Origin of the sequence: Halalkalibacter alkaliphilus (genome assembly GCF_023555415.1) — a bacterium.
Classification (GTDB): domain Bacteria; phylum Bacillota; class Bacilli; order Bacillales; family Bacillaceae_D; genus Halalkalibacter; species Halalkalibacter alkaliphilus.
In genome coordinates this window covers 311553-334846 of record NZ_JAKRYL010000002.1, presented here as the reverse complement: position 1 = coordinate 334846, position 23294 = coordinate 311553, and the positions used below count along the sequence as shown (strand labels likewise).

Here is a 23294-nt window from a genome sequence, read left to right as displayed (position 1 = left end):
TTTCACTACTAATGTTAGTATGTTTTTTTCACATTTTATGGGGGATCTTCAGGCATATTCCTAGAAAATAACCGATTCAGCTCTGCTTACAAGTACGACATTTTTAAGAAAAAAAGAGGGGGGTGTTTCAAAACAGACCTTTTGAAACACCCCTGGTAAAAATTATATTTTCTTGAATGCCAATGTTACATTATGGCCGCCAAACCCTAACGAATTCGAGAACACAACGTTGACTTCTTTTTCTTTCGCTACGTTTGGAACATAGTCTAAATCAAGTTCTTCATCAGGCGTTTCATAATTGATCGTCGGTGGAACAACCCCGTCTCTCATTGCTAACAATGAAAAAATCGCTTCAATTGCACCAGCAGCCCCTAGTAAGTGTCCAGTCATTGATTTTGTTGAACTTATGGAAAGCTTATAGGCATGTTCACCAAAGACTTCCTTAATAGCGGCTGTTTCATATAGGTCATTATAATAAGTACTTGTCCCATGAGCGTTAATGTAATCTACTTCTTCTGGAGATATTCCACTATCAGATAGTGCGAATTTCATTGCTCGTTGACCACCTTCTCCTTCAGGTGCCGGAGTGGTAATGTGATGAGCATCACCAGTTGCTCCGTAACCGACGATCTCTCCATAAATCGTCGCTCCACGCGCTTGCGCATGTTCTAATTCTTCTAAAATAAGAACGCCTGAACCTTCTGCAATCACAAAGCCGTCGCGGTTTTTATCAAACGGACGACTTGCTGTCTTGTGATCTGGATTTGTAGATAAGGCCGTCATATTAGCAAATCCAGCAATCGTCATATCTGTAATTGCAGCTTCTGTTCCACCGGTAATCATCGCGTCAGCCTGACCATTTTGAATGACACGAAATGCATCACCAATGGAATTAGCGCCTGAAGCACAGGCTGTTACTGAACAATTATTAATTCCTTTCGCTCCTGTCTCAATTGACACCCTTCCTGATGCCATATCAGGAATCAGCATAGGGATAATAAAAGGACTCACCCGTTTTGGTCCCTTATCTAAAAAGCGTTTATGTTGCTCTTCAAACGCATCCAATCCACCAATTCCAGAACCGATCCATACGCCTACACGCTCTGCTTCAATGTTATCGCCAATTTGTAATTCTGCGTCCTTTACAGCCATCTTACTTGCTGCAATCGCAAATTGCGTGAAACGAGCCATTCTTCGTGCTTCTTTGCCATCCATAAATTCAGATGGAACAAACTCTTTTACCTCACCAGCCACTTTCACGTTAAACTGGTCTGAATCTACTCTAGTCATCGGTCCAATACCCGAAACACCTTTTTTTACATTGTTCCATGTTGTGACAACATCATTTCCTAACGGTGTCACTGCTCCAATTCCCGTAACAACCACGCGTCTTTTCATATGCTTACTCCCCTTTTAACCGTATTATCTTCCCCATTTTAAACAGAATGAACCCCAGGTTAAACCTCCACCAAAACCAACCATGACAATAACATCATCATCATGAATATTGCCATTTTTTATTTCTGAATATAGCGCCAATGGAATAGACGCAGCTGATGTATTTCCATGTTCTCTAACAGTGGTTGAGACTCGTCCTTTCTCAAGTCCTAGCCGTTCTCTAGCCGCTTCAATAATTCTCATATTGGCCTGGTGCGGTATTAGAAAATTCACATCTTCTTTCGATAAACCAGCCTTTTTTACTACGTTCAAACTAGATTCAGGCATTTGCCTTACAGCAAACTTAAATACTTCTCTCCCATTCATTGCAACATAGTTCGATTCTTTTTCTACCAATAAATGATCCGAACCACTTCCATCAGCACCTAAATCAACTGCCAGAATACCTCTTTGTTCTGAAACGGTACTCAATACAACAGCTCCAGCACCATCACCAAATAACACACACGTATCTCGGTCTGACCAATCAACGATTTTAGAGAATTTCTCACTACCGATAACCAAAACATTGTTGTAAGTCCCACTCTGAACAAACTGTTGACCTGTCACGACTCCATAAACAAATCCTGAACAAGCCGCACTAATGTCCATTGCCGCTGCATTTTGAATTTCTAGTGCACCTTGAACTAAACAAGCTACAGATGGAAACGAATAATCTGGAGTTGCCGTCGCTACTAAGATTAAGTCGATATCTTCAGCTTCAATTCCAGCATCTTTTATCGCCTCTTTTGCAGCCATAATTGCCATATGAGACGTATCAATATCATCACATGCAATTCTACGTTCCTCTATTCCAGTTCTAGTTCGTATCCATTCATCAGTTGTATCTACACGTTTTTCTAAGTCACGATTTGTTACAATATTATCTGGAACATACGCACCAATTCCGATGATACCAACACGCTTCATTTCATCACCCTAACTTTAATTATGACTAGGTCATAATATCTCCTATTAACTATATTACAGCATGTCCTCTTATTTTTGAAGGACATGCTGCGATTTTTTCAATGTATTTTTTGGTTACACTAGAAAGGTTGTCTCAAATCAGTTTCTGACCCCTAGGCCAAATCCCTTATGAAACAACCTCACTAGTTCATATATATTATCTTTAAAACGTCGTTAATCCTGTCTTTTTTTGTAGACGAAATAAATATTTTTTGTATTCAGAGAAGTCTTCTAAATATTCATCTACTGTAACTGTGTAGGTGGTTTCTTCATTGTTCCACAGTTTCTTAAAGTAATGACTCACTTCTTGTACAATCTCTTTATCATTGGACGCTTCAATTTTTAAAGAAGTGTCCAGATTAAAATCATCTAAATTTCTTCTTGTAAAATTAGCTGACCCGCCAATGATCGTACTCATTTCATCCCTTTCAATCAATATGATCTTTGAATGATACTGCTCATCATGGGTGTTATACCATTTTATATTTAGGTTGCCATTTCCATACTCTTCTAAATCATAGGCGACTGGCCTATTAGGGATACCAATATTCTCATTTCCGAATACCGTTTCATTTGGATCTAAGATCATTTGAACATCTACACCGCGCTCGGATGCTGCGACTAGCTCTTTTACGACCCCACTATCAGCAAAGTTAAACATCCCAATATAAATGCAGTCTTCCGCTTTAGTCTGCTGAATCTCTGCAAGGAGATGCGACCTTGTTTTCCCTTCGGTTAGCAATTGAATAGAAATATCTCCTGTCTCCTGTTTATTTTCAGTGAAATCAGGTAATTTCTTTCCTCCTGAAAAGTTTGCAACAGCTTGTTCTGATTGTAAAATATCATCAATGATATTCCCTTCCACAACAAAGGCAATATTAGAGTTATAGCCACTTGCATCATGGGGGTTAGCTGACGTAATCATCGCTCTTTTATCCGTTGTCATCACTTTCCTGTGATTTCCTTTCAAGTTTAACATTTTCAGGTATGAACCTAAGGTCACTTTTGGTCCATTGTCACTAAACGGATTTTGAATCCACCCTTCGCCTTCACGTCCAAACACATGTAAAAAAGCTCGCCAAAAACCTGAATAGATCGGATTCGCGTCTCTAAGCGGCGTTAAATTTGTTAAAATGACATCGATACCATGATCCTCAAGAGCGCTTAAATGTTTAGAAGGATGAGAACGATAAGTCGTATTAATTTCATCCGTAATAAAAGTAATTTCAAGATCTGGAGATTCTTCTTTTTTCTTAATTAATGCTTTTGTAATCCGATCCGTAATGTCCGGGTATTCCTTATCTTCATCGTACTTGTCATTAAACAAAAACATATCAAACACGATAAAATTTTCCGCTTCCTCAATCATTTCAATCACACGCTCAAAAATGTGATGATCACGTACTAATTCTCCATCTTTTTCATAAGTCAAATCAGATAAAAATTCTACATTCGTTACATGATGCACATTTCCTTCATACGAGACCCCTTCAGGAAGAGGTTTGTATAACCCATACACCGTATACGGAACAACGGTAATAATGAGAACGACAAACAAAACTAAAAAAAGTTTCTTTAACATCTACACCAACACCTACATAAAAAATTCGATTGTGTTAGTATCTCAATCATGTAAAAAAATCATTCAATATTCTCGGTTTAGTAGACAATTGAGAAGGATGTATACTGCTTTGTTTCTTCTTGTTCGTGTAACTCAACATCTGTCACTTTAGAAAACATAGGACCCTTTTTCACCGCTTGAATAAATGCTGACATGTCCTCCCTAGAGCCCTCTGCATCGATCTTAACCGATCCATTTTCTAAATTTTGAACAGTCCCTTTAATGTTGTGCTTCAAAGCTTCATGCTGAGTAAAATAACGAAACCCAACTCCTTGAACCCTTCCATGAACGATTGCCTGATAATGTACTAACATCAAATTTCTCCCTTCACTGTTTCTACAATCAGGGTACCTAGTTTCACAAAAAATGAAAAGCAAAAGGGCTGTACCGATAAAGGTCGAGCTTTGACCTTTTGGTACCCCCCTTAAGAAGTGAATATAGTGGCTGCATTTTTAACTTGCTCAATACCTAGCTAAGTGATTTTTTACAAAGTTAGGAATTCTGTAAAACCTAAAATAAATAACACCCAGATCCCGATCATCATATGAGAGATAGAAACTCCCACAAGAGAGCGTTGGCGAGCAAACATCCATCCCCAATACAGACCAGGTAGAAAAGCCGTCAGGGCAAACCAAATATTTATATGCGAATGTGCCATCGCAAACAATAAATTTGATAACAAGATCGATATTAAAACTTTCCTTTTTGTATAAGGAAGAAACTTGTACAATGCAGATTGCAATCCTGCTCTTGCAATAAACTCTTGGACAACAGAAAACAATATATAGACTACTACAGAAAATGCGAACACGGAATACGAAAATCCGATGTCTGCAAACGTTGCTTCTATGTTAAACAAAGGAATGTGAGAAAACGCAGGTATAAATGTAATTAACCCCCACTTTAAAATCAAGAAAAAGAATAAAACAGGGAGTGTCAATAGTATGGCTTCTTTACTATGCCGCTTCCAATTTTTCGTCGTTACGCCAAATGATTCAAACGAATAGCCACTTTTTTTCATAATTATTACCATAACTAATGCAAAAATGATTATGATACTAATATCAACATAGGTGGACACACCTACTGCTTCAACAAATACGGTAAGTGAAATTAATAAGAGCGTATAAATAGATGTTACTGTTAATAAATTGGTTGTTAACATCCCTAATGCTTTATACGATTTTCTTTCTCGCTCATTTCTTTGCTCTAATTCGGTCGATAATTGAGACGCCACCTTACTAAGCAGCCGTACTTGAAGATCTTTATATCGATCTGCCGCAAAGAGCATTGCGACATTGATTTTAATAACTGAAGTCGGACCTTGAGAGATAACCGTTTCTGTTTGCTGCTGCGATTCATCAAAGAAAGTACGATCGCCAAACATAGCTCCGTCTTTATAAACGAGGCTTTTGTCTCCTTTGAACAGTTGAACCATGCCGCTTTTTATTATATATAAAAACGAATTCGGCTCTCCTTCTTTTATGATGAAGTCGCCTTTTTTATAATAGACAAGCTCAGAAAATTTACTGAGCATTTTCATCTCATGTTCAGTGAACTCGGCTGTCAGATGATTGCTTTTCATCTCTGCGGATAAGTCTACGTTTGTACTAATCATCTGAATATTCTCCTAGTATAATAATTTTATAGTAACCATTATACTGTAGTAGAGATTAGGAATGAAGGTATGCGACTGTGCTAATTTTTAGTAATCTGTCGTTCTCATATGAATATAACGTCACATTTCCTTTTAAAAATGCTTTAAGTTTGCTGTTGTTGTAAGTAAGTTAATACCGTATAGTGTACAAGCTGAATAAAAACAAATTCAATAAACAAAAGCCTCTTTCTAAAAATTAGTATACTAGTCCATGCAATCTACACTTTTTGTCATATAGTATACTATCTCTACAATAAAAGTGGAGGAAAAAATTAGAAAGGGGAATGAAATATGTCACTAAATAAAAATTTAGGACTTGAGGATCTTCTTAGAGACCTTTTAAAAGATCGCAGAGATAAGAAATGTGGTGTTGAGGAAATCCTAAAAAAACTTCCACCTAACTATCCAGTTGGCGGCATTTTCTTAAAAGGAAAGTTAGTACCAGTGGCAGCTTTCTCTAACCTATGTGACTGCCTCGCTTACTTTATTGACGAAGACGGGCAAGTAATTGTCGTAGATGTTGATAAAGTATCAGGTGTAGCATTTGGTGAAGATGTAGAACCTGCATAATGTTCCTATTTCATATAGGGGAAGACATCTTACCGCCTTCCCCTTTTATTATTAGCATCAGGTAGAATCTTTAAGCATTAAGATCTTCTCTCCCCCAATGAATGCCATCTATTTTATTAATATCAAAGGATTTCATACTACTTTCGTCGTCAGTAAAATGGACAATCGTTCCCTCTGCACTAATATTAATGAACCTTGCTACTTCAACAGCAGCTCCATTTAGAAGAACCTCGTTTACCGGAAAATTTGCTGGTAATGTTTGAAATAATGGAACAAATGGACTTTTATATACGGGTAGATTCTTTTGTTTTTTCTCTAGTTCCTTACTTCTATCTAATTGTTCTTTGTAATCTTGGACAAGTTGTGTGAAAAGACTCTCTACATCCTCTTCTTCAGTATTAGTTGAACCTAAAAGGTCTGTTAACTGATGTTCCAACTCTCTCAATGTCACAAAATCATCGTCTTTTTTTCCTGTTTTACCTCTAGAATAATACATACTCTGATTACCTTGACACGTTTCATTAAATATTTTAGGTATTGACTTAGATATCTCTTTTACATACGTCTTCATAGCCATTCCATTCTCTCCTTTTCTGATTATGATTATTATATGGGACATTGACCTTCTAAGTGTGTATCCAAAGAAGATTGGGCTTTATCGAGTATGAAATCTTCCGAATACCAAAATAAGGTAATTAGGCTGCGAAAATAGATTAGTGCTCAGTTAATATTGGTTGCTTGTACCTTTCGATCTATCTCTTTCTTCATAGGATATAGTAGATCCTAATGAAAGAGGTGAATGAATCAATGAGCCATAGCTTTGAATGTCATTCTTGTGGAAGAGTGCGTCATGATTGTTTCTCACGTTGCCATTGCGGGTTTGACTTCCGTCATTTTAGACACCACCATGATTTTCGCAGACATCATGATTTTCACAGACATCACCGTTGCCACAGCTTATGCGACTGCCGCAGAAGATTCGATCATAGAGATAGACACTTTGACCACCACTTTAGACACAGAGATCACCACTGTTTAACAAGACATGGAATATGTGATGACAGGTTTAATGTGCGCCTAAGAGGCCTTGATGGTGGATTTGCATTTAGACTGCGTCAGCTGATTGGGTGTGTTGTGAAATTTGAGATTGAATGTGGAGATGAGTGTAGAGAATTCCGAGCAATCATCTGCCATGTTGGACGTGACTTTGTGGAAGTAGAAAAACTAGATGACGACAAAAAACGTCGAAGAGACTGTGACTGTAAAGGTCGTAAAAAACGTGATTGCACGTGCAAAGATCATAAAAATAGATTTATGATCGTGCCATTAGATGAAATTAAGTTCTTTAAGTTAGATGATAAAAAGCACTGCTAAATGATTAGTGATTTTTTAGTGTGTTTCGATCTAGAAACACACTATTTTTTAGTTCACAAACAAAAGAAAAAGGCATCTTTTGAACTACCTTTTCCTTCAATCTATTAATTACACGTATTGGTCATAATAGTGGCCGAATTCCGTACCTCCATTTTTTATCACTATATATCTTTTATAGGTGGAAGATGTGCTTGAAGTTTATCGTGAACACGCATAATTCCCCATAATCCAAGTTCTACATTCCAACGTATATTTCCAGTTCGATACAGATAGTCGCCTGGGTAATGGTACGTTCCCCCTGCTCCTCCCGTAAGCCTGGCATCTAATTTTTCGCCGATTATATTTTGTCCTCTAACTGACTTAAAAACAGAATCTACATCTTCACTGTCGCTTCTCCAATAATGACCATGAATATGAAAACTATTTGACCTTCTTCTCTCTGCTGGCGTAACTAAACGTACAGTCACAGGCTCACCTGGGTAGGCTTCAAAGAGAGGGGTAGCAGGATCTTGAAATGCTTTCGAACTTGCCCAATCATTAATAATCAAACTCTCGCTAAAGCGATTTATTAGTCTTTCCGTACGATAGTTAAAACCACGAGACCCTTGATCATACGTGTCAAATTCTTCTTCATCTATCTCTTCTAACAGACCATCTACCGGATCTACGATAAGCTGCCCGTTTTTGTCTAACAGTCGTACACCATCATGCAGCAAAAGAACAAATTCTCTAAAATCTGGAGTTACTGGATTTGAAATAATGACATTGCAACCTGTTTTAACCGGTTCTAGCGTTAGTGGGTCAAGATACTCTGACCCTCTAGCTTCTGCAATAAAGGCTCCAAACGCACCGTGGTGTCGATGATTTCGTATATCAGCCATATCCCACATGTTACATGCACCGTATGCTTTATCTACAAACCAACGATACGTGATCGATTCTCCCGGTCCTACTGTTTGATCAGGATTAAAGCCAACCGTTTCCCCGCTTGAGGACTTAACATCATAATCAATCAACTGTGGATGCAGAGATATGCGAGGTGATGGCGGATAAAACGCTGCTACTTTTATATCTGGATAGTGATGAACTCTATCTTCGTTATGAAACAATTTTGGATCTAATTTATTTACTAGATGAACCTCAACACAGTCTCCTACATTTCCTCTTAATACTAACGGTTCTGGGTTTATTCTACCAGATAAAATATCAACGACATCTTCAGCTAGTGCAAAAACAATCGCATGAGGATCATGATCACCATATTCGTTATATTGAATACACGTTTGAAATGCAACAACATCATATCTTCTAACCGGAGCACCTTCAGGGCAAATCGCACCATCATCACAGGCCTTTACAGGAGGACTTCCCGTCACTTCTGGTAATGGAGTGACTCGTGGTGGCGGCAATGGTCGGTCTGCTAATGGGATTAAATCACAGACTTCCTCGTCATAGGCCCGCAAGATCCCCCAAGTACCTACCCACAAATCCTCTTGATCTTCAAAAGCCCATAAATAATCTCCTGAACGCGGTATAAACGTTTCAAACGTAAATGACTCAGATATTCCGATATGCTTTGCAGTTATTTCATTTGAATCTAAATCTCGCCTTGCTTCATTCCATCGTAACCCGTGGACATTGAAACTATGAGATTCTTCATGTGCACCCTGCAAGATTCGAAATCTGATTGGATCTCCCTCATATGCCCTAAGTAATGGTGTTACTGGGTCACCATGCACCGTAGAACTAAATGCATAAGCAGGGTCGCAATTGTTGTTTAAGCGGAACTGTAGTGGTTCATTTTTGTAATTGACACCAAATACTCCTGGATCCTCATGTGAATTTGGAAACGGAGGTGGTTCAATTGGGCAATTATCTTTATCGAACAGTGGAGTGAAATCTTGAATAAATAAAGTGTAGTCGCGGTAATCTGGGATGAGCGGATTGGTTACTGTAACCTGCGTACCTCTATCTACTTCTTCTCCTGTTTTTGAATCGAATACGGATGAAAACCTTGGCAGTATATTAATGGAACCAAACAGACCATGTTGTTGTTGAGCCACAGCAAAAATATGATCATGGAAAAAGGTCGCTTTTAGCTCAACATCTGCATACCATTCATATCGAATGGTTTCTCCAGGGAGACAGCCACTGTTATAATTCCAACCGACATTTGAACCATCTCCAGCAATCGAATCAAATTTCACAAAATGAACATGTGCGCCGCACTCATACGTTCTTGTCACGAGTTGAAATGCATCTCCATCAAGTATATTTGGAAGTCGATTCGTAAAATTGATGCGGATACACGTACCAGCTTCTGCATGAATGACTAGTGGTTCGGGCTCCTTCTTCCCTGAAAGAACATCTTCTAAATCTTCATCCAACACATAAATTCTGCCTTTTGGGTCATGCCAGCCTTCACGATTATAAATAAGAGGTAATTCTATTGCAGTGACATTAAATTCTTTCACAACGGGATTTCCCAGACAGGTATCAACGAATACGGCACCTGGTCGTGCACTAGGAACAGCAGCATTCTTTTCAAGTTCTGTCATTTCTCTACCTCCGACAATGCCAAGTGGAGGCCTTGGTGCTTTACATCCAACTTTTCCTGGAATGAAGTTTGGATAACCTGGTTTTTCTAACGTCGGTTCCGGCGGACAAGGCCGATCTGGTAATGGCTGTAACGCAGCGATCGGAACACCATTTGGGTAACACTGTGAACCGTCTTGTAACGTATTAAATATTCGGTTAAGACCCCACATTCCATCTTCAAAATGAGGGTATAAATGACAGTGAATAATGACATCTCCATATGCCCCATGTAAACTTCCTAATCCATATAAAGGTTCCACTGTATAGTGATTTTGCGGGCTGATTGCTTGAGCATCAATGATATTAGAATCAACATCTTCCGGTGTAGCAAGCCATTGGTGTACGTGATAGTGAAATACATGGGTTTCCTTCACGCCCCCATGAATTAATCTAATTTTCGTTGGATCCCCGATATACCCTTTTAAGATGGGGGTTGCAGGATCTCCAAACACCCATGAATCATGATGCACCTCTTCTCCATCAAGTTCAGGATTTACAACTCCTTCTTCTATTAATCTCGCTCGGTTGGCTAATGATTCAGCCCGGTAATTAACAGCATGAATCGTTTCTGCAGGCTGACCCGTCATGGGATTCATACGCTCATTTCCTGTTAAATCATCACCTTCTGGTTCATCATTGAAATACCAGGCATATTCTCGAAATGATGGTAATAACGGATGATGAATATCTGCAAAAACACCGCTATTAATAGGGCCTCCTGTTTCTGGATCAGTCCAAGTTGAACCTCTTCTTTGGACAAGAATAGCACCAAACAGACCATGAATATTTGTTCCCAAATCTTCCCCGTCAATTGGGTTAGCCATATCGGAAAAATAATGAACGCCTTCTTTATCTACGTTTAATCGATAAAGTATCTCCTCGCCAGGAAGAACGGTTGTATCTGTATTAAAGCCTACATTTGCTCCATCAGAAGTCATGACATTATAATTCGCTTCTTGAAAATGCATAGATGAGGGAGTTTGTAATTGATTCTCAAACAAAATTTCTACTTCATCGCCTGCATTTGCTCGAATTGTTAAAGGCTGAACGAGGTCAACTGTACTAAAGGGATTATTTCGAACTAATTCACGCACTTTATCTTCATTTTCTTTTAATACATACATTTTTCCATCGGGATCGTGATCGCCGAAATTGTTATAAACAATTCGGATTGGAATAGCGACAACATGATACTTTCGTAACACCTTACTATCTCTCCTTTACAAATTAACTAGGACCAGTTTACAAAAGTGTCAAAAATCCTTTAGATGAATAAATGCTGATCACATTTACTTTATCTAAAGGATTTATAAAACTATTTACGTCTTCGTCTTCTTCTTTGTCTTCGTTTTCTCTTTTTAAATATGCTTATTCTAATGACGCTTATATCTTCCCTCCTAATTCGCATCTCTCTTTTCCCTTTGCAAAAAACCAAAACATGGTCATCCATATCAACAAACTCACCAGCCATGTTCTTTTTCTGTGTTCTTACAACAATTCTCTTTTTATCTTGTTCAAGAAAGCAAAGAAATGTTTTTAGGGTTAAGCCAAAAAATAACTGGATCAACTCAGGAGACCTAGCTACCGTTGCACCAAAATCTAGAGTAATAGCACGTCTGAGACATGGATCAATAGCAATTAAGTCCTGTCTGTGCAACGGCTCTATAAATCTCTTTGGATGTTTAATAGAGCAAACATCTTCTAATTGAATGAGGAGCTTATCTTTTTCATCTTGAAGCAGGACAAAATCTCTTCCTACGAAACATAGATGTCCAGTCACTTGCAATTTACGCTTTTGCCCTTCTTTGGCAACTTGAACTCGAATGCATTGCCCTAGCAATCCTTCAAAAGCCTCTCGCAACCTTTCTTCTTCCTCGATATGGGCTGCTCCTTCAGCTCTATTTCTTCTATTCAAAGCTAGGCTCAATAATAATTGATTGGCTGCTCTAATTCTTTCCTCAAGCTCTTCTAACACATCTTCAGGAAGGCAAGAGGTCGGTGACGGGAATTTTGGCGTTGGGATTTGCTTGGGACAACATTCTTCGGGTATACAAAAATCATCTGGTGCGTCTGCAGGGACAAACGGCGGACAGCGAAATTCGTTACAATCATGATCGTGACTCATTTATTCCACCTCCGGATCAAGGCATGATAAATCTTTAATAGGTAGAAGATTCGGTTGCAGTTTGTCATGTACTCGAATAATTCCCCACATTCCTAATTCAATATTCCATCTAATATTTCCGGTACGGTACAGATAGTCTCCTGGGAAACTATAAAGACCTCCAGCTCCATAAGCAAGACGAGCATCTAATTTTGCACCAATTATATTTTGTCCTCTGACAGATCTGAAACTAGAATCTACATCTTCACGATCACGTCTCCAGTAATGCCCATGAATATGAAATGAATTTGACCTTCTTCGTTCTGCTGGTGTTATTAAACGTACAGTTGTTGGCTCTCCTGCATAAGCTTCGAATACAGGAGTGGCGGGGTCTCGGAATGTGATTGAACTAGGCCAATCTTGAATAATAAACTTCTCCGTATAGCGGTTAATTAATCGCTCTGTTCTGTAATTAAATCCACGTGACCCTTGATCATACGTATCAAACTCCTCTGGATCGGTTTCCTCCAATATTCCATCTAACGGATCAACGATCAATTGCCCGTTTTTATCTAGTAATCTCACACCATCATGCATTAACAGAACAAATTCTCTATAGTCTGGGAGAAGTGGATTGCTAATCACAACACTTGTTCCTGTCTTCACAGGCTTTAATGTGCAAGGGTCAAGATAGACGGATCCTCTTGGCTCACATATAAATGCACCAAATGCTCCATGGTGACGGTGATTTCGGATGTCTGCCATATCCCACATATTACAAACACCATAAGGTTTATCTACAAACCAGCGATACGTGATAGATTCACCAGGCCCAACTGTTTGGTCGGGATTAAATCCAACTGTTTCACCACTTGATGATTTCACATCAAATTCTACAAGCTGCGGATGAAGAGAAATTCGAGGTGAAGGAGGGTAAAATGCTTGCAACTTCAAATCAGGATACTTGTGAACTCCATCTTGATTGTGAAATAAGTCTGGATCTAACATATTTACTAAATTAACTTCAACGCATTCTCCAACGTTCCCTCTTAAGACCAATGGCTCTGGATTAATCTTTCCAGATAAAATATCATCAACATCTTCAGCTAGAGCAAAGATAATTGCAAAAGGATCGTGGTCCCCGTATTCGTTATATTGAATACATGTTTGAAGAGCAACAACATCATATCTGCGGATTAGCGCACCATCAGGACAAACAAGACCATCATCACAGGCTTTTTCTGGAGGACATCCAGTTACTTCTGGGAGAGGACGGGTTCTAGGAGGAGGCAATGGCCGGTCTGGTAATGGAATCAAATCGGCGACTTCTTCATCGAACGCCCTCAAAATTCCCCACGTACCGCACCAAAGGTCTTCTGCGTCTTCAAAAGCCCATAAATAATCACCTGATAGTGGAACAAACGTTTCAAAAGTGAATGACTCTGATATACCAAGGTGCTCCTGATTGATTTCATTTGAATCTACGTCTCTACGTGCTTCATTCCATTTTAACCCATGGACATTAAAACTATGACTCTCCTCATGGGCTCCTTGTAAAATCCTAAATCTTATTGGATCTCCTTCATATGCCCTTAAAAGTGGTGTAATTGGATCACCATGAACAGTAGAACTAAATGAGTATGCAGGGTCACAATCCTTACCTAACCTAAATTGCAATGGTTCATTTTTATAGTTCACACCGAATATTCCTGGATCTTCTTGGGAGCCCGGAAATGGTGGCGGTTCAATTGGACACTTATTTTCATCAAATAATAAGGCAAAGTCATGGATAAACAGTGTATAATCACGATAATCTGGAATAATCGGGTTTGTTACCGTGACCTGTGTTCCATGGTCGACCTCTTCTCCTGTGCAAGAATCAAACACACAAGAAAATCTAGGAAGAAGGTTTATAGAACCAAAAACCCCATGTTGTTGCTGTGAAGACGCAAATAGATGATCGTGGAAGAAGGTTGCTTTTAGTTCTACATCCGCATACCATTCATAACGGATTGTTTCTCCAGGAAGAACACTACTGTCATAGTTCCACCCTACGTTCCCTCCATCTGATACAAGCACGTCAAATTTAACAAAGTGAACATGCATTGAAGATTCATATATACGAGTAACTAATTGGAAAGCATCTCCATCTAGAATATTAGGCAGGCGATTTGTAAAATTTATTCGAATACATGATCCAGCTTCTGCGTGCATAACAAGTGGTTCAGGCTCTTTTTTTCCTGATAACACATCATCTAGATCTTCATCTAAGATATACATTCTCCCCTTAGGGTCATGCCACCCTTGTTTATTATAGGTAATCGGAAGTTCAATTAATGAGACATTAAACTCTTTTACTACTGGATTACCGAGACAAGTATCTACAAATACAGCTCCAGGTCTTGCATTTGGAACAGCCGCATTCTCTTCTAGTTCCGTCATCTCTCTCCCACCAACAATTCCAAGTGGTGGCCTAGGTGCTTTACACCCTACTTTCCCAGGTATAAAATTTGGAAACCCAGGTCTTTCAAGTGTTGGTTCTGGTGGACAAGGTCGATCTGGAAGTGGTTGTAATGGCTTAATAGGCACACCGTTTGGATAACACTGTGAACCGTCTTGCAACGTATTAAATATACGATTGATATTAAACATCCCGTCTTCAAAGTGCGGATATAAATGGCAATGAATAATGACATCACCTATCGCTCCATGTAAGCTTCCTAATCCATAAAATGGTTCTATCGTATAATGATTTTGCGGGCTGATTGCTTGGGAATCTTTCGTAAATGAATCAACATCTTCAGGATCGAATAACCACTGGTGAACATGATAATGAAACACATGGGTTTCTTTTACTCCACCATGAACCAACCTAAATTTCACTGGATCACCAACATATCCTCTGAAGGTTGGTGTTGCAGGATCCCCAAACACCCATGAATCGTGATGCACCTCCTCACCATGTGCACCTGGTGCTACGACTCCTTCTTCGATTAATCTGATTCGATTCGCTAGTGGCTCTGATCGATAATTAATGGCGTGAACCGATTCAGCCGGCTGCCCTGTCATTGGATTAATCCGTTCATTTCCTGTTAAATCATCATTTTCTGGTTCATCATTAAAAAAGTAACCATATTCTCTAAATGAAGGTAGGATAGGATGATGAATATCCGCAACCGCCCCACTATTGATTGGTCCTCCCGTTACTGGATCCGTCCAAGTCGATCCTCTTCTTTGTACGAAAAGCGCACCAAATAAACCATGGATATTGGTTCCTAAATTTTCTCCCTCAATTGGATTTGCAACATCTGAGAAATAATGAATCCCTTCTTTATTTACCCTTAAACAATATAAAATCTCTCCTCCTGGCTCAACGGTTGTATCAGGATTGAACCCAACGTTCGCTCCATCTGATGTCAACACATCATAATCCGCTTCTTGGAAATGCATGGAAGATGGAGTTTTCAGTTGATTCTCAAACAGAATTTCTACTTCATCCCCAACATTTGCACGTATGGTTAGCGGTTCCACTAAGTCAACAGGTGTAAAGGGATTTTTTTGAACAAGATCTCTGACCAATTCTTCATTTTCTTTTAACACATACATTCGCCCATCTGGGTCATGATCACCGAAGTTGTTGTACACGATTCGGATGGGGATCGCGACCACGTGATATCGTCTTAACATATGAGTCCTCCTCTCATTAGAATACCGGAATTGTTGGTCCGTCTTCTCCTTCAATAAAAAAGGCGTGAAGGGTATCAATATGAACTTCCCAAATTCGATTTTCTAATTGTTCAATGTGAGTTCTTTCGACATCAATGAGTAGTTGATCTTCTATTACATCAATAAGAATTCCTATATACATAAACGGAAATTGTGGAACAAGGATCAAAACTCTGTTCCCTATAAATTGACTAAAATGATCAGCTAATGCTTGAGTTCGTTCATCATGATTCAACATACTACTCTCTCCTTTTAAACTTTTACGTTAATGGAATAATCGTCTCAGGATCAAAAAGGGTTATTCCGACTACTTTTTCGATTGGAAAACTCAGCGGCGTTGGAAACTTAAAAAAAGGAGCATTCGGCATTTTGATTATGGCATTTTCAATTGTTAGATGGCCTAACGTTACTTCAACAATTGTTCCTGTAAAAATAGGTCGGAATGTTTGACCTAAAATATTTAATTGATGGGACTCGAGTACAACTAAGACGTCTTCACCGATTAAGTCTCGAATCAAACCAGTGTCTGTACCTACTAACTCTGACAATGGCGGTAGATCTCTCCTCTGACCTTGTTTCTGTTTTTGCTTTTGTTTCTTTTTTCCCATATCCGTTCATTCCTCCGCGCAGTAAGATTTATACCTCTTGATTGACTAACGCTGTTTCTTTACTAACAATGAAAGTAAACTGAATAATCTGACTGTTTTAATAAAAATGATGTCCTTTAGTGGTATAGCTCGCTCCTCTTTTATACTTTTTACCACCACTTTGTCATTTTCAGATTTAATAATCTTGCCAATGAATTCTGATTCCCTCGTTACAACTTGAACACGTGTATGTTTCCATGTCTGTAAATTGGTTCGTAATGTTTCTTCAAAAAATTGTTGGACCAAAACGTCTTTTGATGCGACTGTTTCACTAAAACGAGTAATTAACTTCGTTCGTAATTCTTCATCGTATACAAAATGTTGATGAGTCGATGAAACTTCTGGTAATCCATAAGGGACTTTCGCTGATTCAATCGTTTGAAACGGAATCCATATCCGATCTTTTAATGTGAGTAACGTAACAAAGTCACGGCCTATCGTATTGACTTTCCCTAAAAATTGAACAGGATTTGTACCATTCTCTACGTAGACTTCTACTTGCTGATTGCGTTTGTGTTTAAAAAATTTCCGCAAGACAAGAAACTTTTTTCTTTCTGGTAACGCTTTTCCCATATTCAGTAAGTTGGAACGGTGCATATAATCCTCAACCATTTTTAATTCTTCTGTTGGGAGCTCACTAGAGGGAGACGTTAGCCCTTTTCCTTTCTGTAGACTCACAACATTTTCTAAGCTTTCATTGATCTTCTCTTGCCTTCTCTTCTCCCAGAGCAACTTCGAATACTCGTCTAATCTGATATCTGATCGTTTCATGCCATTCCCCTCCCTCCTTTCTTATCCCAACATATGACCGTTTTCCTATTTGTGGAATATTCTGGTGAAAAACTGGGCTTTTGACTAACCAAATTTGGGCAAATGCATATAGTGAACTTGGGAGGGATTTTTTGTGACTGCTTCGATTTTATGGCTTCTGTTTTATGCAAACTTCATTGTTGCTGGGATGTCTTATGCATACTTATTTAAGTACAGAAAGTTAATTGGCTATCACTTAGGAATGAATGTCGCGATGACACCTACTGGTATTATTTCGATTGCATCAGGGTTAATCCTTATCTATCATTTTCCTTTACATTTTACAGAGATTACGATCATTACGACGATCATAGGGGTTGTAATAGGGATTGTGTTCGGGGCGTTAGTCGAATATCAAACGGTTATTATGGGTGTAACAAGCGGTGTCATGGCTGGGATTATGGCTCCCATGATTGGAGATATGGCCCAACATAGTCTACTATTAATTGGATTTACTGAATTTCTTCTCTTTAGTTTGATTGGTATGCTTTGTTTTTCCATTCGATCATAGTAAGCACTGTTGAACAATGGTGGTGACAAAAACTTATGTACAGATGGTTGTTATTTTTTATCCCTTTTCTTTCTCTAGCTATTACTTTTGGATCCCATTCTGTTATACAAATCATTGAGTCTATTACAATGATTTGTTTCATAGGCCTTTATTTCTTTATCCACTGGGTGATTGGTGAGAGAACCTCTTCCCTTTTACGTCATCCTTTTTCTAAAAAGAAAGAAATGAGGGTCTATTTGGTTATATTGTTTACTTTCCTAGTAACTGGATTTTCTCAATTAGTGATATGGGCCGAATTTTTAACCAATGGAGATTTCAAAGACAGTGCTCTTTGGAAGATGATCGGTCTCTTATCTACCACCACAATGATTGGAATCATTGCATGGTTCAGACCTTTGTTGATTGTCCTATTTATATTATGTATCAAGCGGACAGAAAAAAAATGGCCTGCAGTTGTTCTCCTTTTGCTATTCACCTTAACGTTCTCACTCTCAGGTCACGCCGTGCCATTCAATATGGTGTTTTCTCATTTTTTGCATATACTTGCTACGGGGATATGGGTAGGTGGATTACTCGGGTTTGTGATTTACTCTTTTGCCTTGGATCAATCTTCAGAGAAACTAAAATTTATACACCAACGCTTGTCATGGTTTTCCATCGTCGCTTTCGTTCTCGTTGTTGTCATTGGCTTTACTGGATTCATCATGAGCTTCGCTTATATAGGAACGTGGGAATCACTTACAACAAGTCAGTATGGAGACTTACTTATTTGGAAAATTATTCTTTTTATCGTTATTTTAATGATTGCCGCATTTCACCGCCTCGTGTGGTTACCTAAACTTAACAAAGCCGAAAAATCTCTAGATAAACAAAAGACATTTAACAAGTTAGTATGGACCATTCGAATTGAGTTACTCGTCATTACTGCTGCAATCATCATAGCCGGTCTTCTTTCAGCAACCTCGCCGCCAGGTAACCCTACGGATAATATAGACCAAGCTCCTAATCAACATAACCATTCGTTTATTCCTTCTTCAGACAGCAGTCTTTCGTAGTGGCTGCTGTTTTCTTTATAACAACAACCTTGTTGTACAAACATAAATTAAAGATAAGGTTTTAGTTTTTCGTGCACAAAAAAGGAGATACAAAAAGCACCTCCTTTTAACCGCTTTTGGACAACAATAATTCACCACTTCACCCAGTTCTAATGCGTTTGCGTCTCGATGGTCCTTCTTGCTGCTTTTCTGCAAGCTCATTTCGTTCTCCACCATCTGATAATTCCTCTGCAAATTCATGGTCATATTCTTGTTCTTGCAATAGATGCTCTACCGGTTCCTCACAAACATCTCTTCGTTCCTTCACGAGTTCCACCTCTTCATTTATTTAAATTTTGCTGCGCCATTCGAATCATTTCTTTTACCATACTCCCGCCGATTTTGCCACCGACCTCACCTGCTTGTTTGGAAGTAAGGTGACCGTTGTAGCCTTTTTGCAATGGTACATGTAAGTCTTTTGCCACCTCATATTTTACATTCTCAGGATTTGAAGTTTTGAATCCCTCTTTTGCCATTACTTGTCCTTTGAAGTGATTAACCGCTTGTTCTGCTTCAGGTACAAGTAATCTTTTTCTTCTCGCCATTTGGATCATCTCCATTTCTACTCTTATCATTCCCTCTTTTGTTAAAAGCTTTCATAGTAGTAATTACCTTTGTTAATTGCTGCTTAACAATACAATAATAAAGAAGCAAAGGAGGGATTGATATGGATAAGAAAGACAAGTTAAACAACGAAAACACGTATAGAGCTGGCAATTATGCTTCAACAGATAACCATATCCCAAAAAGTGTTCGTGACGAATTCTTTAGTGATGATATGAAAACGTCTCGTAAAAAGAATAAATAGCGAAGGGGCTGTCCAAAAAGGTGTGATTTTAAAGGCCACTGAAAAAAGTCAAAACCATACCTTTTTCAGTGGCCTCGTGATTTTGACCTTTTGGACAGCCCCGCCTCTGTTATCGGCTTTCGAAACACTTCTCTAATTAATGAATGTTTTTCCCGTAAAAGATCTCATCCATCTCGGTTGTCAGCTTTGCCGTGATTTCTTCCGCTTCTCCTGGATGAAGATCTACCTTTGTTGTGCCGAACAAATAATTATCCAAATCAAATTCTTTTAGTTTACATTTCGTGTGAAAAATATTTTCTTGGTAAATATTCACATCGATCATGTCATACAATTTTTTCACTTCATCCGGTATGTAGTTTTGGATGGAATTAATTTCGTGATCAATAAATAACTTTTGTCCTTGAATATCCCGTGTGAAACCACGAACACGATAATCCATTGTCATAATGTCCGTTTCAAACGAATGGATTAAATAATTCAGAGCTTTTAGCGGTGAGATTTCTCCACACGTTGACACATCGATGTCTGCTCTAAACGTACTAATTCCTTCTACCGGGTGATATTCAGGATACGTATGAACGGTGATGTGACTTTTATCTAAGGACAAAACAACTGATTCTGGCAATGGTCCAGGTGATTCATCATAAGATTCGGTTGGTACTTCCACTACCGGCCCCTCTGATACTAGTAACGTAACACTCGCCCCTTGTGGAACAAAATCTTGCTTAGCGACATTTAACACATGAGCACCGATAATTTCTGTTACGTTTTCAAGGATTTTCGTAAGACGATCCGCATTATATTGCTCATCAATATACTCTATATACGCTTCACGCTCAGCCTTCGTTTTCGTATAACATACATCATACATATTAAAACTTAATGACTTCGTTAAATTATTAAATTCATGCAACGTCACTCGTTGTTCTGGTGTTATTTTCATGAATAAGGTCCCCCTTATCTCCCATTATCTTGTCAGTCTCGGTCTTATATTTTTTATGTTACCCATCTTTACTAATCTAAATCAGTAATCCTCACATTGCATAATAGATATAGATGTTAATAATTGACTGACGTTCGAAGTTACTTAGTGGAGATACTGTAAATGTAAAAAAAGATAAATGAATGGAGTGTCATCATGAGAGCCGTAACATATCAAGGTCCAAATCACGTGGAAGTGACGAACGTAGAGGACGCTAAAATTGAGAAAAAAGACGATATCATTGTAAAAATAACGAGCACAGCCATTTGTGGCTCTGATTTACATCTGTACCAAGGTAACTTTCCTGTTCCAAAAGGATATAGCATCGGTCATGAACCTATGGGAATTGTTGAAGAAGTCGGCCCTGATGTAACAAAAGTAAAAAAAGGGGATCGAGTCGTTGTTCCTTTTAACGTAGCGTGCGGTCATTGTATTTATTGTGAACATGATTTAACGAGTCAATGTGACAATTCCAATCCGCACTATGACTCAGGTGGATATTTTGGCTATACAGAAAAATTCGGAAATCATCCAGGTGGTCAGGCTGAGTATTTAAAAGTCCCATTCGGCAACTTTACTCCTTTTGTCATTCCAGAATCATGTGAGCTTGAAGATGAATCTCTCCTCTTTTTATCGGATGTACTACCAACTGCGTATTGGAGCGTCGAACATGCGGGCGTAAAAGAAGGAGATACTGTTATTGTACTTGGATCCGGACCAGTTGGTCTAATGACGCAAAAATACGCATGGAGAAAAGGCGCCAAGCGTGTCATTGCTGTTGACTATTTAGATTACCGCTTAAATCACGCGAAAAAAACAAACAATGTTGAGACATTTGACTTTACCGAGTTCCCTGACATGGGTGAACATTTAAAAGAAATCACTTCAGGCGGTGCCGACGTTGTCATTGACTGTGTAGGAATGGACGGAAAGAAATCTCCACTGGAGTTTATCGAACAGAAATTAAAGCTGCAAGGTGGAACACTCGGTCCGGTTCAAATTGCAACAAAAGCTGTAAGAAAAGCTGGAACGGTTCAATTAACCGGGGTGTATGGCAGCCATTATAATAACTTTCCATTAGGTCCATTCTTCTCACGAAACATTACAATAAAAATGGGACAAGCTCCTGTCATCCCAATTATGCCGACGTTATATGATCAAATTATTAATAACGAATACGACCCTAGAGAAATTATTACACATGTAGCTAACCTTGATGATGCGAATGAAGCGTACAAAATGTTTAATAATCATGACGATGATTGTATTAAAGTTGTTCTAAAACCATAATCCATTTGTTGAAGAAATAATGAGCATTCAAAAGAGTATAGGAATACACTTTTGAATGCTCTATTTTTTGTACTTTCTCTTTATCCAGCTTTCTAAAATCCCATCCTCACTCTTCAGCCACTATCCTAGCTCAAACCCTGTTTTAACCCACTTATACCTTCCATCATCTCTTTTACAAACAGTTCCCTCAAAAAAGTTCAAATTTTTTCAAAATCCATAGTGTCACATTTACCCATAGATGAATATCTTGGTTTTAGAAAAGGAGGAGAAAATCAATGCACAATCAGCAAATGAATCAACTGCCACACGGTCAACCAGTTCAGCACGGAATGATGCCGCAGCAACCACATACGGCGATGGATCCTACTATGCAACAACAACAACACATGGGATTAAGTCCTGATCATCTTCAACAATTACATGATTTATGTCAAAGGTATCATCATCACTTAATGCAATTTGAAACTCAAGACGGTCAAGTTCATGATGGAATTATCGATGGTATCGACCGGAACGGCGTGAACATGCTTATGCCAGCCGGTGATACGGACCGCGATGACGAAACAGATCTTCGTTATGGAGGGTATGGCGGTTATTTCCCTGGTGGAGGATATGGGCATGGCTATGGATATGGTTTCCCTAGAAGATTCCGTCGTTTTAGACGTCGTCATTTTCCATTCCATTTCTTAAGAAGATTCTTCTTCCCTTATTTTTATTAAATCCAATGAGAGGATGACGTTGATATTCCTTCTGTCATCCTCTCCTCTTTATTGCATGTTTTACGCTATCTCAATAAGTTGAAGGTGGAACACCCCTACATTATTTTCTTCATACAAATTGGTAAATGACGTAGAATAGTTCTGAATGGTACCCTTGAACTCTATCTCTTGTGCTGGAACCCTCACATCAAAATTCATTTTATAGAGCAATGTAGTGATTTTGTGATATTCCTCTCCACTTCTCACTTTAAAATCAAATGTGATTTTCGTTAAAGATTTCCCTTCATTTGATTCTACCTGCTCAGACTTAAAACTGATTACAGGAATTGATACATCATTTAAATAGACTTCCGTTACCACCTATCCTCACCTCATTT

The 23294-nt window shown here is 38.7% G+C and carries 24 protein-coding genes; 8 read left to right on the top strand and 16 right to left on the bottom strand.

Annotation, left to right across the window (positions count from 1 at the left end; genetic code table 11):
* Positions 1–162 precede the first annotated feature (162 nt).
* The 5 genes from fabF to MF646_RS03205 form a co-directional block, all read right to left on the bottom strand.
* The gene (gene fabF, locus MF646_RS03225; RefSeq protein ID WP_250095052.1) at positions 163–1398 is read right to left on the bottom strand and encodes a beta-ketoacyl-ACP synthase II; all 1236 of its coding nucleotides are present in this window, start codon (positions 1396–1398) and stop codon (positions 163–165) included.
* A gap of 24 nt (positions 1399–1422) precedes the next feature.
* Positions 1423–2367 carry a beta-ketoacyl-ACP synthase III gene (locus MF646_RS03220; RefSeq protein WP_250095051.1) on the bottom strand — a complete coding sequence of 315 codons (945 nt, stop codon included), beginning with the start codon at positions 2365–2367 and terminating at the stop codon, positions 1423–1425.
* 202 nt (positions 2368–2569) lie between these two features.
* Positions 2570–3988: a phospholipase D family protein gene (locus MF646_RS03215; RefSeq protein ID WP_250095050.1), complete on the bottom strand. Its 1419-nt coding sequence runs from the start codon at positions 3986–3988 to the stop codon at positions 2570–2572.
* A 77-nt stretch (positions 3989–4065) separates the two neighbouring features.
* A complete protein-coding gene (locus tag MF646_RS03210; RefSeq protein ID WP_250095049.1) occupies positions 4066–4341 on the bottom strand; it encodes an acylphosphatase in 276 nt (91 codons plus the stop codon).
* 170 nt (positions 4342–4511) lie between these two features.
* On the bottom strand, positions 4512–5645 hold the full coding sequence (locus MF646_RS03205) for a cyclic nucleotide-binding domain-containing protein (protein ID WP_250095048.1): 1134 nt from the start codon (positions 5643–5645) through the stop codon (positions 4512–4514).
* 330 nt (positions 5646–5975) lie between these two features.
* Here MF646_RS03205 and MF646_RS03200 point away from each other — a divergent pair, with 330 nt between their 5' ends.
* Entirely contained in the window at positions 5976–6254 is a 279-nt protein-coding gene (locus MF646_RS03200; protein ID WP_250095047.1) for a hypothetical protein, read from the top strand.
* A gap of 70 nt (positions 6255–6324) precedes the next feature.
* Here the strand turns inward: MF646_RS03200 and MF646_RS03195 are convergent, their stop codons facing one another.
* Entirely contained in the window at positions 6325–6831 is a 507-nt protein-coding gene (locus tag MF646_RS03195) for a hypothetical protein (protein ID WP_250095046.1), read from the bottom strand.
* Positions 6832–7074: 243 nt separating this feature from the next.
* Here MF646_RS03195 and MF646_RS03190 point away from each other — a divergent pair, with 243 nt between their 5' ends.
* Both MF646_RS03190 and MF646_RS03185 read left to right on the top strand, forming a co-directional pair.
* Entirely contained in the window at positions 7075–7293 is a 219-nt protein-coding gene (locus MF646_RS03190; protein ID WP_250095045.1) for a hypothetical protein, read from the top strand.
* 32 nt (positions 7294–7325) lie between these two features.
* Positions 7326–7628, top strand: a complete 303-nt coding sequence (locus tag MF646_RS03185) for a hypothetical protein (RefSeq protein WP_250095044.1) — start codon at positions 7326–7328, stop codon at positions 7626–7628.
* A 161-nt stretch (positions 7629–7789) separates the two neighbouring features.
* Here the strand turns inward: MF646_RS03185 and MF646_RS03180 are convergent, their stop codons facing one another.
* From MF646_RS03180 to MF646_RS03155, 6 genes are all read right to left on the bottom strand, one after another.
* Positions 7790–11431, bottom strand: coding sequence for a multicopper oxidase domain-containing protein (locus MF646_RS03180; protein WP_250095043.1), 3642 nt, complete (start codon positions 11429–11431; stop codon positions 7790–7792).
* A gap of 110 nt (positions 11432–11541) precedes the next feature.
* On the bottom strand, positions 11542–12351 hold the full coding sequence (locus MF646_RS03175) for a hypothetical protein (protein ID WP_250095042.1): 810 nt from the start codon (positions 12349–12351) through the stop codon (positions 11542–11544).
* On the bottom strand, positions 12352–16017 hold the full coding sequence (locus tag MF646_RS03170) for a multicopper oxidase domain-containing protein (RefSeq protein WP_250095041.1): 3666 nt from the start codon (positions 16015–16017) through the stop codon (positions 12352–12354). It abuts the gene before it with no gap.
* Between the two features lie 16 nt (positions 16018–16033).
* Positions 16034–16294, bottom strand: coding sequence for a hypothetical protein (locus tag MF646_RS03165; protein WP_250095040.1), 261 nt, complete (start codon positions 16292–16294; stop codon positions 16034–16036).
* A 22-nt stretch (positions 16295–16316) separates the two neighbouring features.
* Positions 16317–16664, bottom strand: a complete 348-nt coding sequence (locus MF646_RS03160) for a hypothetical protein (RefSeq protein ID WP_250095039.1) — start codon at positions 16662–16664, stop codon at positions 16317–16319.
* Between the two features lie 45 nt (positions 16665–16709).
* On the bottom strand, positions 16710–17474 hold the full coding sequence (locus MF646_RS03155; protein WP_250095038.1) for a hypothetical protein: 765 nt from the start codon (positions 17472–17474) through the stop codon (positions 16710–16712).
* A gap of 133 nt (positions 17475–17607) precedes the next feature.
* On the opposite strand from MF646_RS03155, the gene MF646_RS03150 reads away from it, so the two are divergent.
* A complete protein-coding gene (locus tag MF646_RS03150) occupies positions 17608–18024 on the top strand; it encodes a hypothetical protein (RefSeq protein ID WP_250095037.1) in 417 nt (138 codons plus the stop codon).
* 35 nt (positions 18025–18059) lie between these two features.
* Positions 18060–19079, top strand: coding sequence for a copper resistance D family protein (locus MF646_RS03145; RefSeq protein ID WP_250095036.1), 1020 nt, complete (start codon positions 18060–18062; stop codon positions 19077–19079).
* A 139-nt stretch (positions 19080–19218) separates the two neighbouring features.
* Here the strand turns inward: MF646_RS03145 and MF646_RS03140 are convergent, their stop codons facing one another.
* Together MF646_RS03140 and MF646_RS03135 are read right to left on the bottom strand one after the other, a co-directional pair.
* Complete coding sequence (locus MF646_RS03140; RefSeq protein ID WP_250095035.1) at positions 19219–19386, bottom strand: hypothetical protein; 168 nt, start codon at positions 19384–19386, stop codon at positions 19219–19221.
* A 13-nt stretch (positions 19387–19399) separates the two neighbouring features.
* Positions 19400–19663 carry an alpha/beta-type small acid-soluble spore protein gene (locus MF646_RS03135; protein ID WP_250095034.1) on the bottom strand — a complete coding sequence of 88 codons (264 nt, stop codon included), beginning with the start codon at positions 19661–19663 and terminating at the stop codon, positions 19400–19402.
* A 122-nt stretch (positions 19664–19785) separates the two neighbouring features.
* On the opposite strand from MF646_RS03135, the gene MF646_RS03130 reads away from it, so the two are divergent.
* Positions 19786–19926 (top strand): hypothetical protein, encoded by a 141-nt coding sequence (locus MF646_RS03130; RefSeq protein ID WP_250095033.1) that lies wholly within the window; start codon positions 19786–19788, stop codon positions 19924–19926.
* A gap of 136 nt (positions 19927–20062) precedes the next feature.
* Here the strand turns inward: MF646_RS03130 and speD are convergent, their stop codons facing one another.
* A complete protein-coding gene (gene speD / locus MF646_RS03125; protein WP_250095032.1) occupies positions 20063–20869 on the bottom strand; it encodes an adenosylmethionine decarboxylase in 807 nt (268 codons plus the stop codon).
* Between the two features lie 195 nt (positions 20870–21064).
* Between speD and MF646_RS03120 the strand changes: the two genes are divergently transcribed.
* Positions 21065–22198: a zinc-dependent alcohol dehydrogenase gene (locus MF646_RS03120; RefSeq protein WP_250095031.1), complete on the top strand. Its 1134-nt coding sequence runs from the start codon at positions 21065–21067 to the stop codon at positions 22196–22198.
* A gap of 275 nt (positions 22199–22473) precedes the next feature.
* Entirely contained in the window at positions 22474–22917 is a 444-nt protein-coding gene (locus MF646_RS03115) for a hypothetical protein (protein ID WP_250095030.1), read from the top strand.
* Positions 22918–22977: 60 nt separating this feature from the next.
* Here MF646_RS03115 and MF646_RS03110 read toward each other — a convergent pair whose 3' ends face one another.
* Positions 22978–23277 (bottom strand): DUF3219 family protein, encoded by a 300-nt coding sequence (locus tag MF646_RS03110; protein ID WP_250095029.1) that lies wholly within the window; start codon positions 23275–23277, stop codon positions 22978–22980.
* Positions 23278–23294 lie beyond the last annotated feature (17 nt).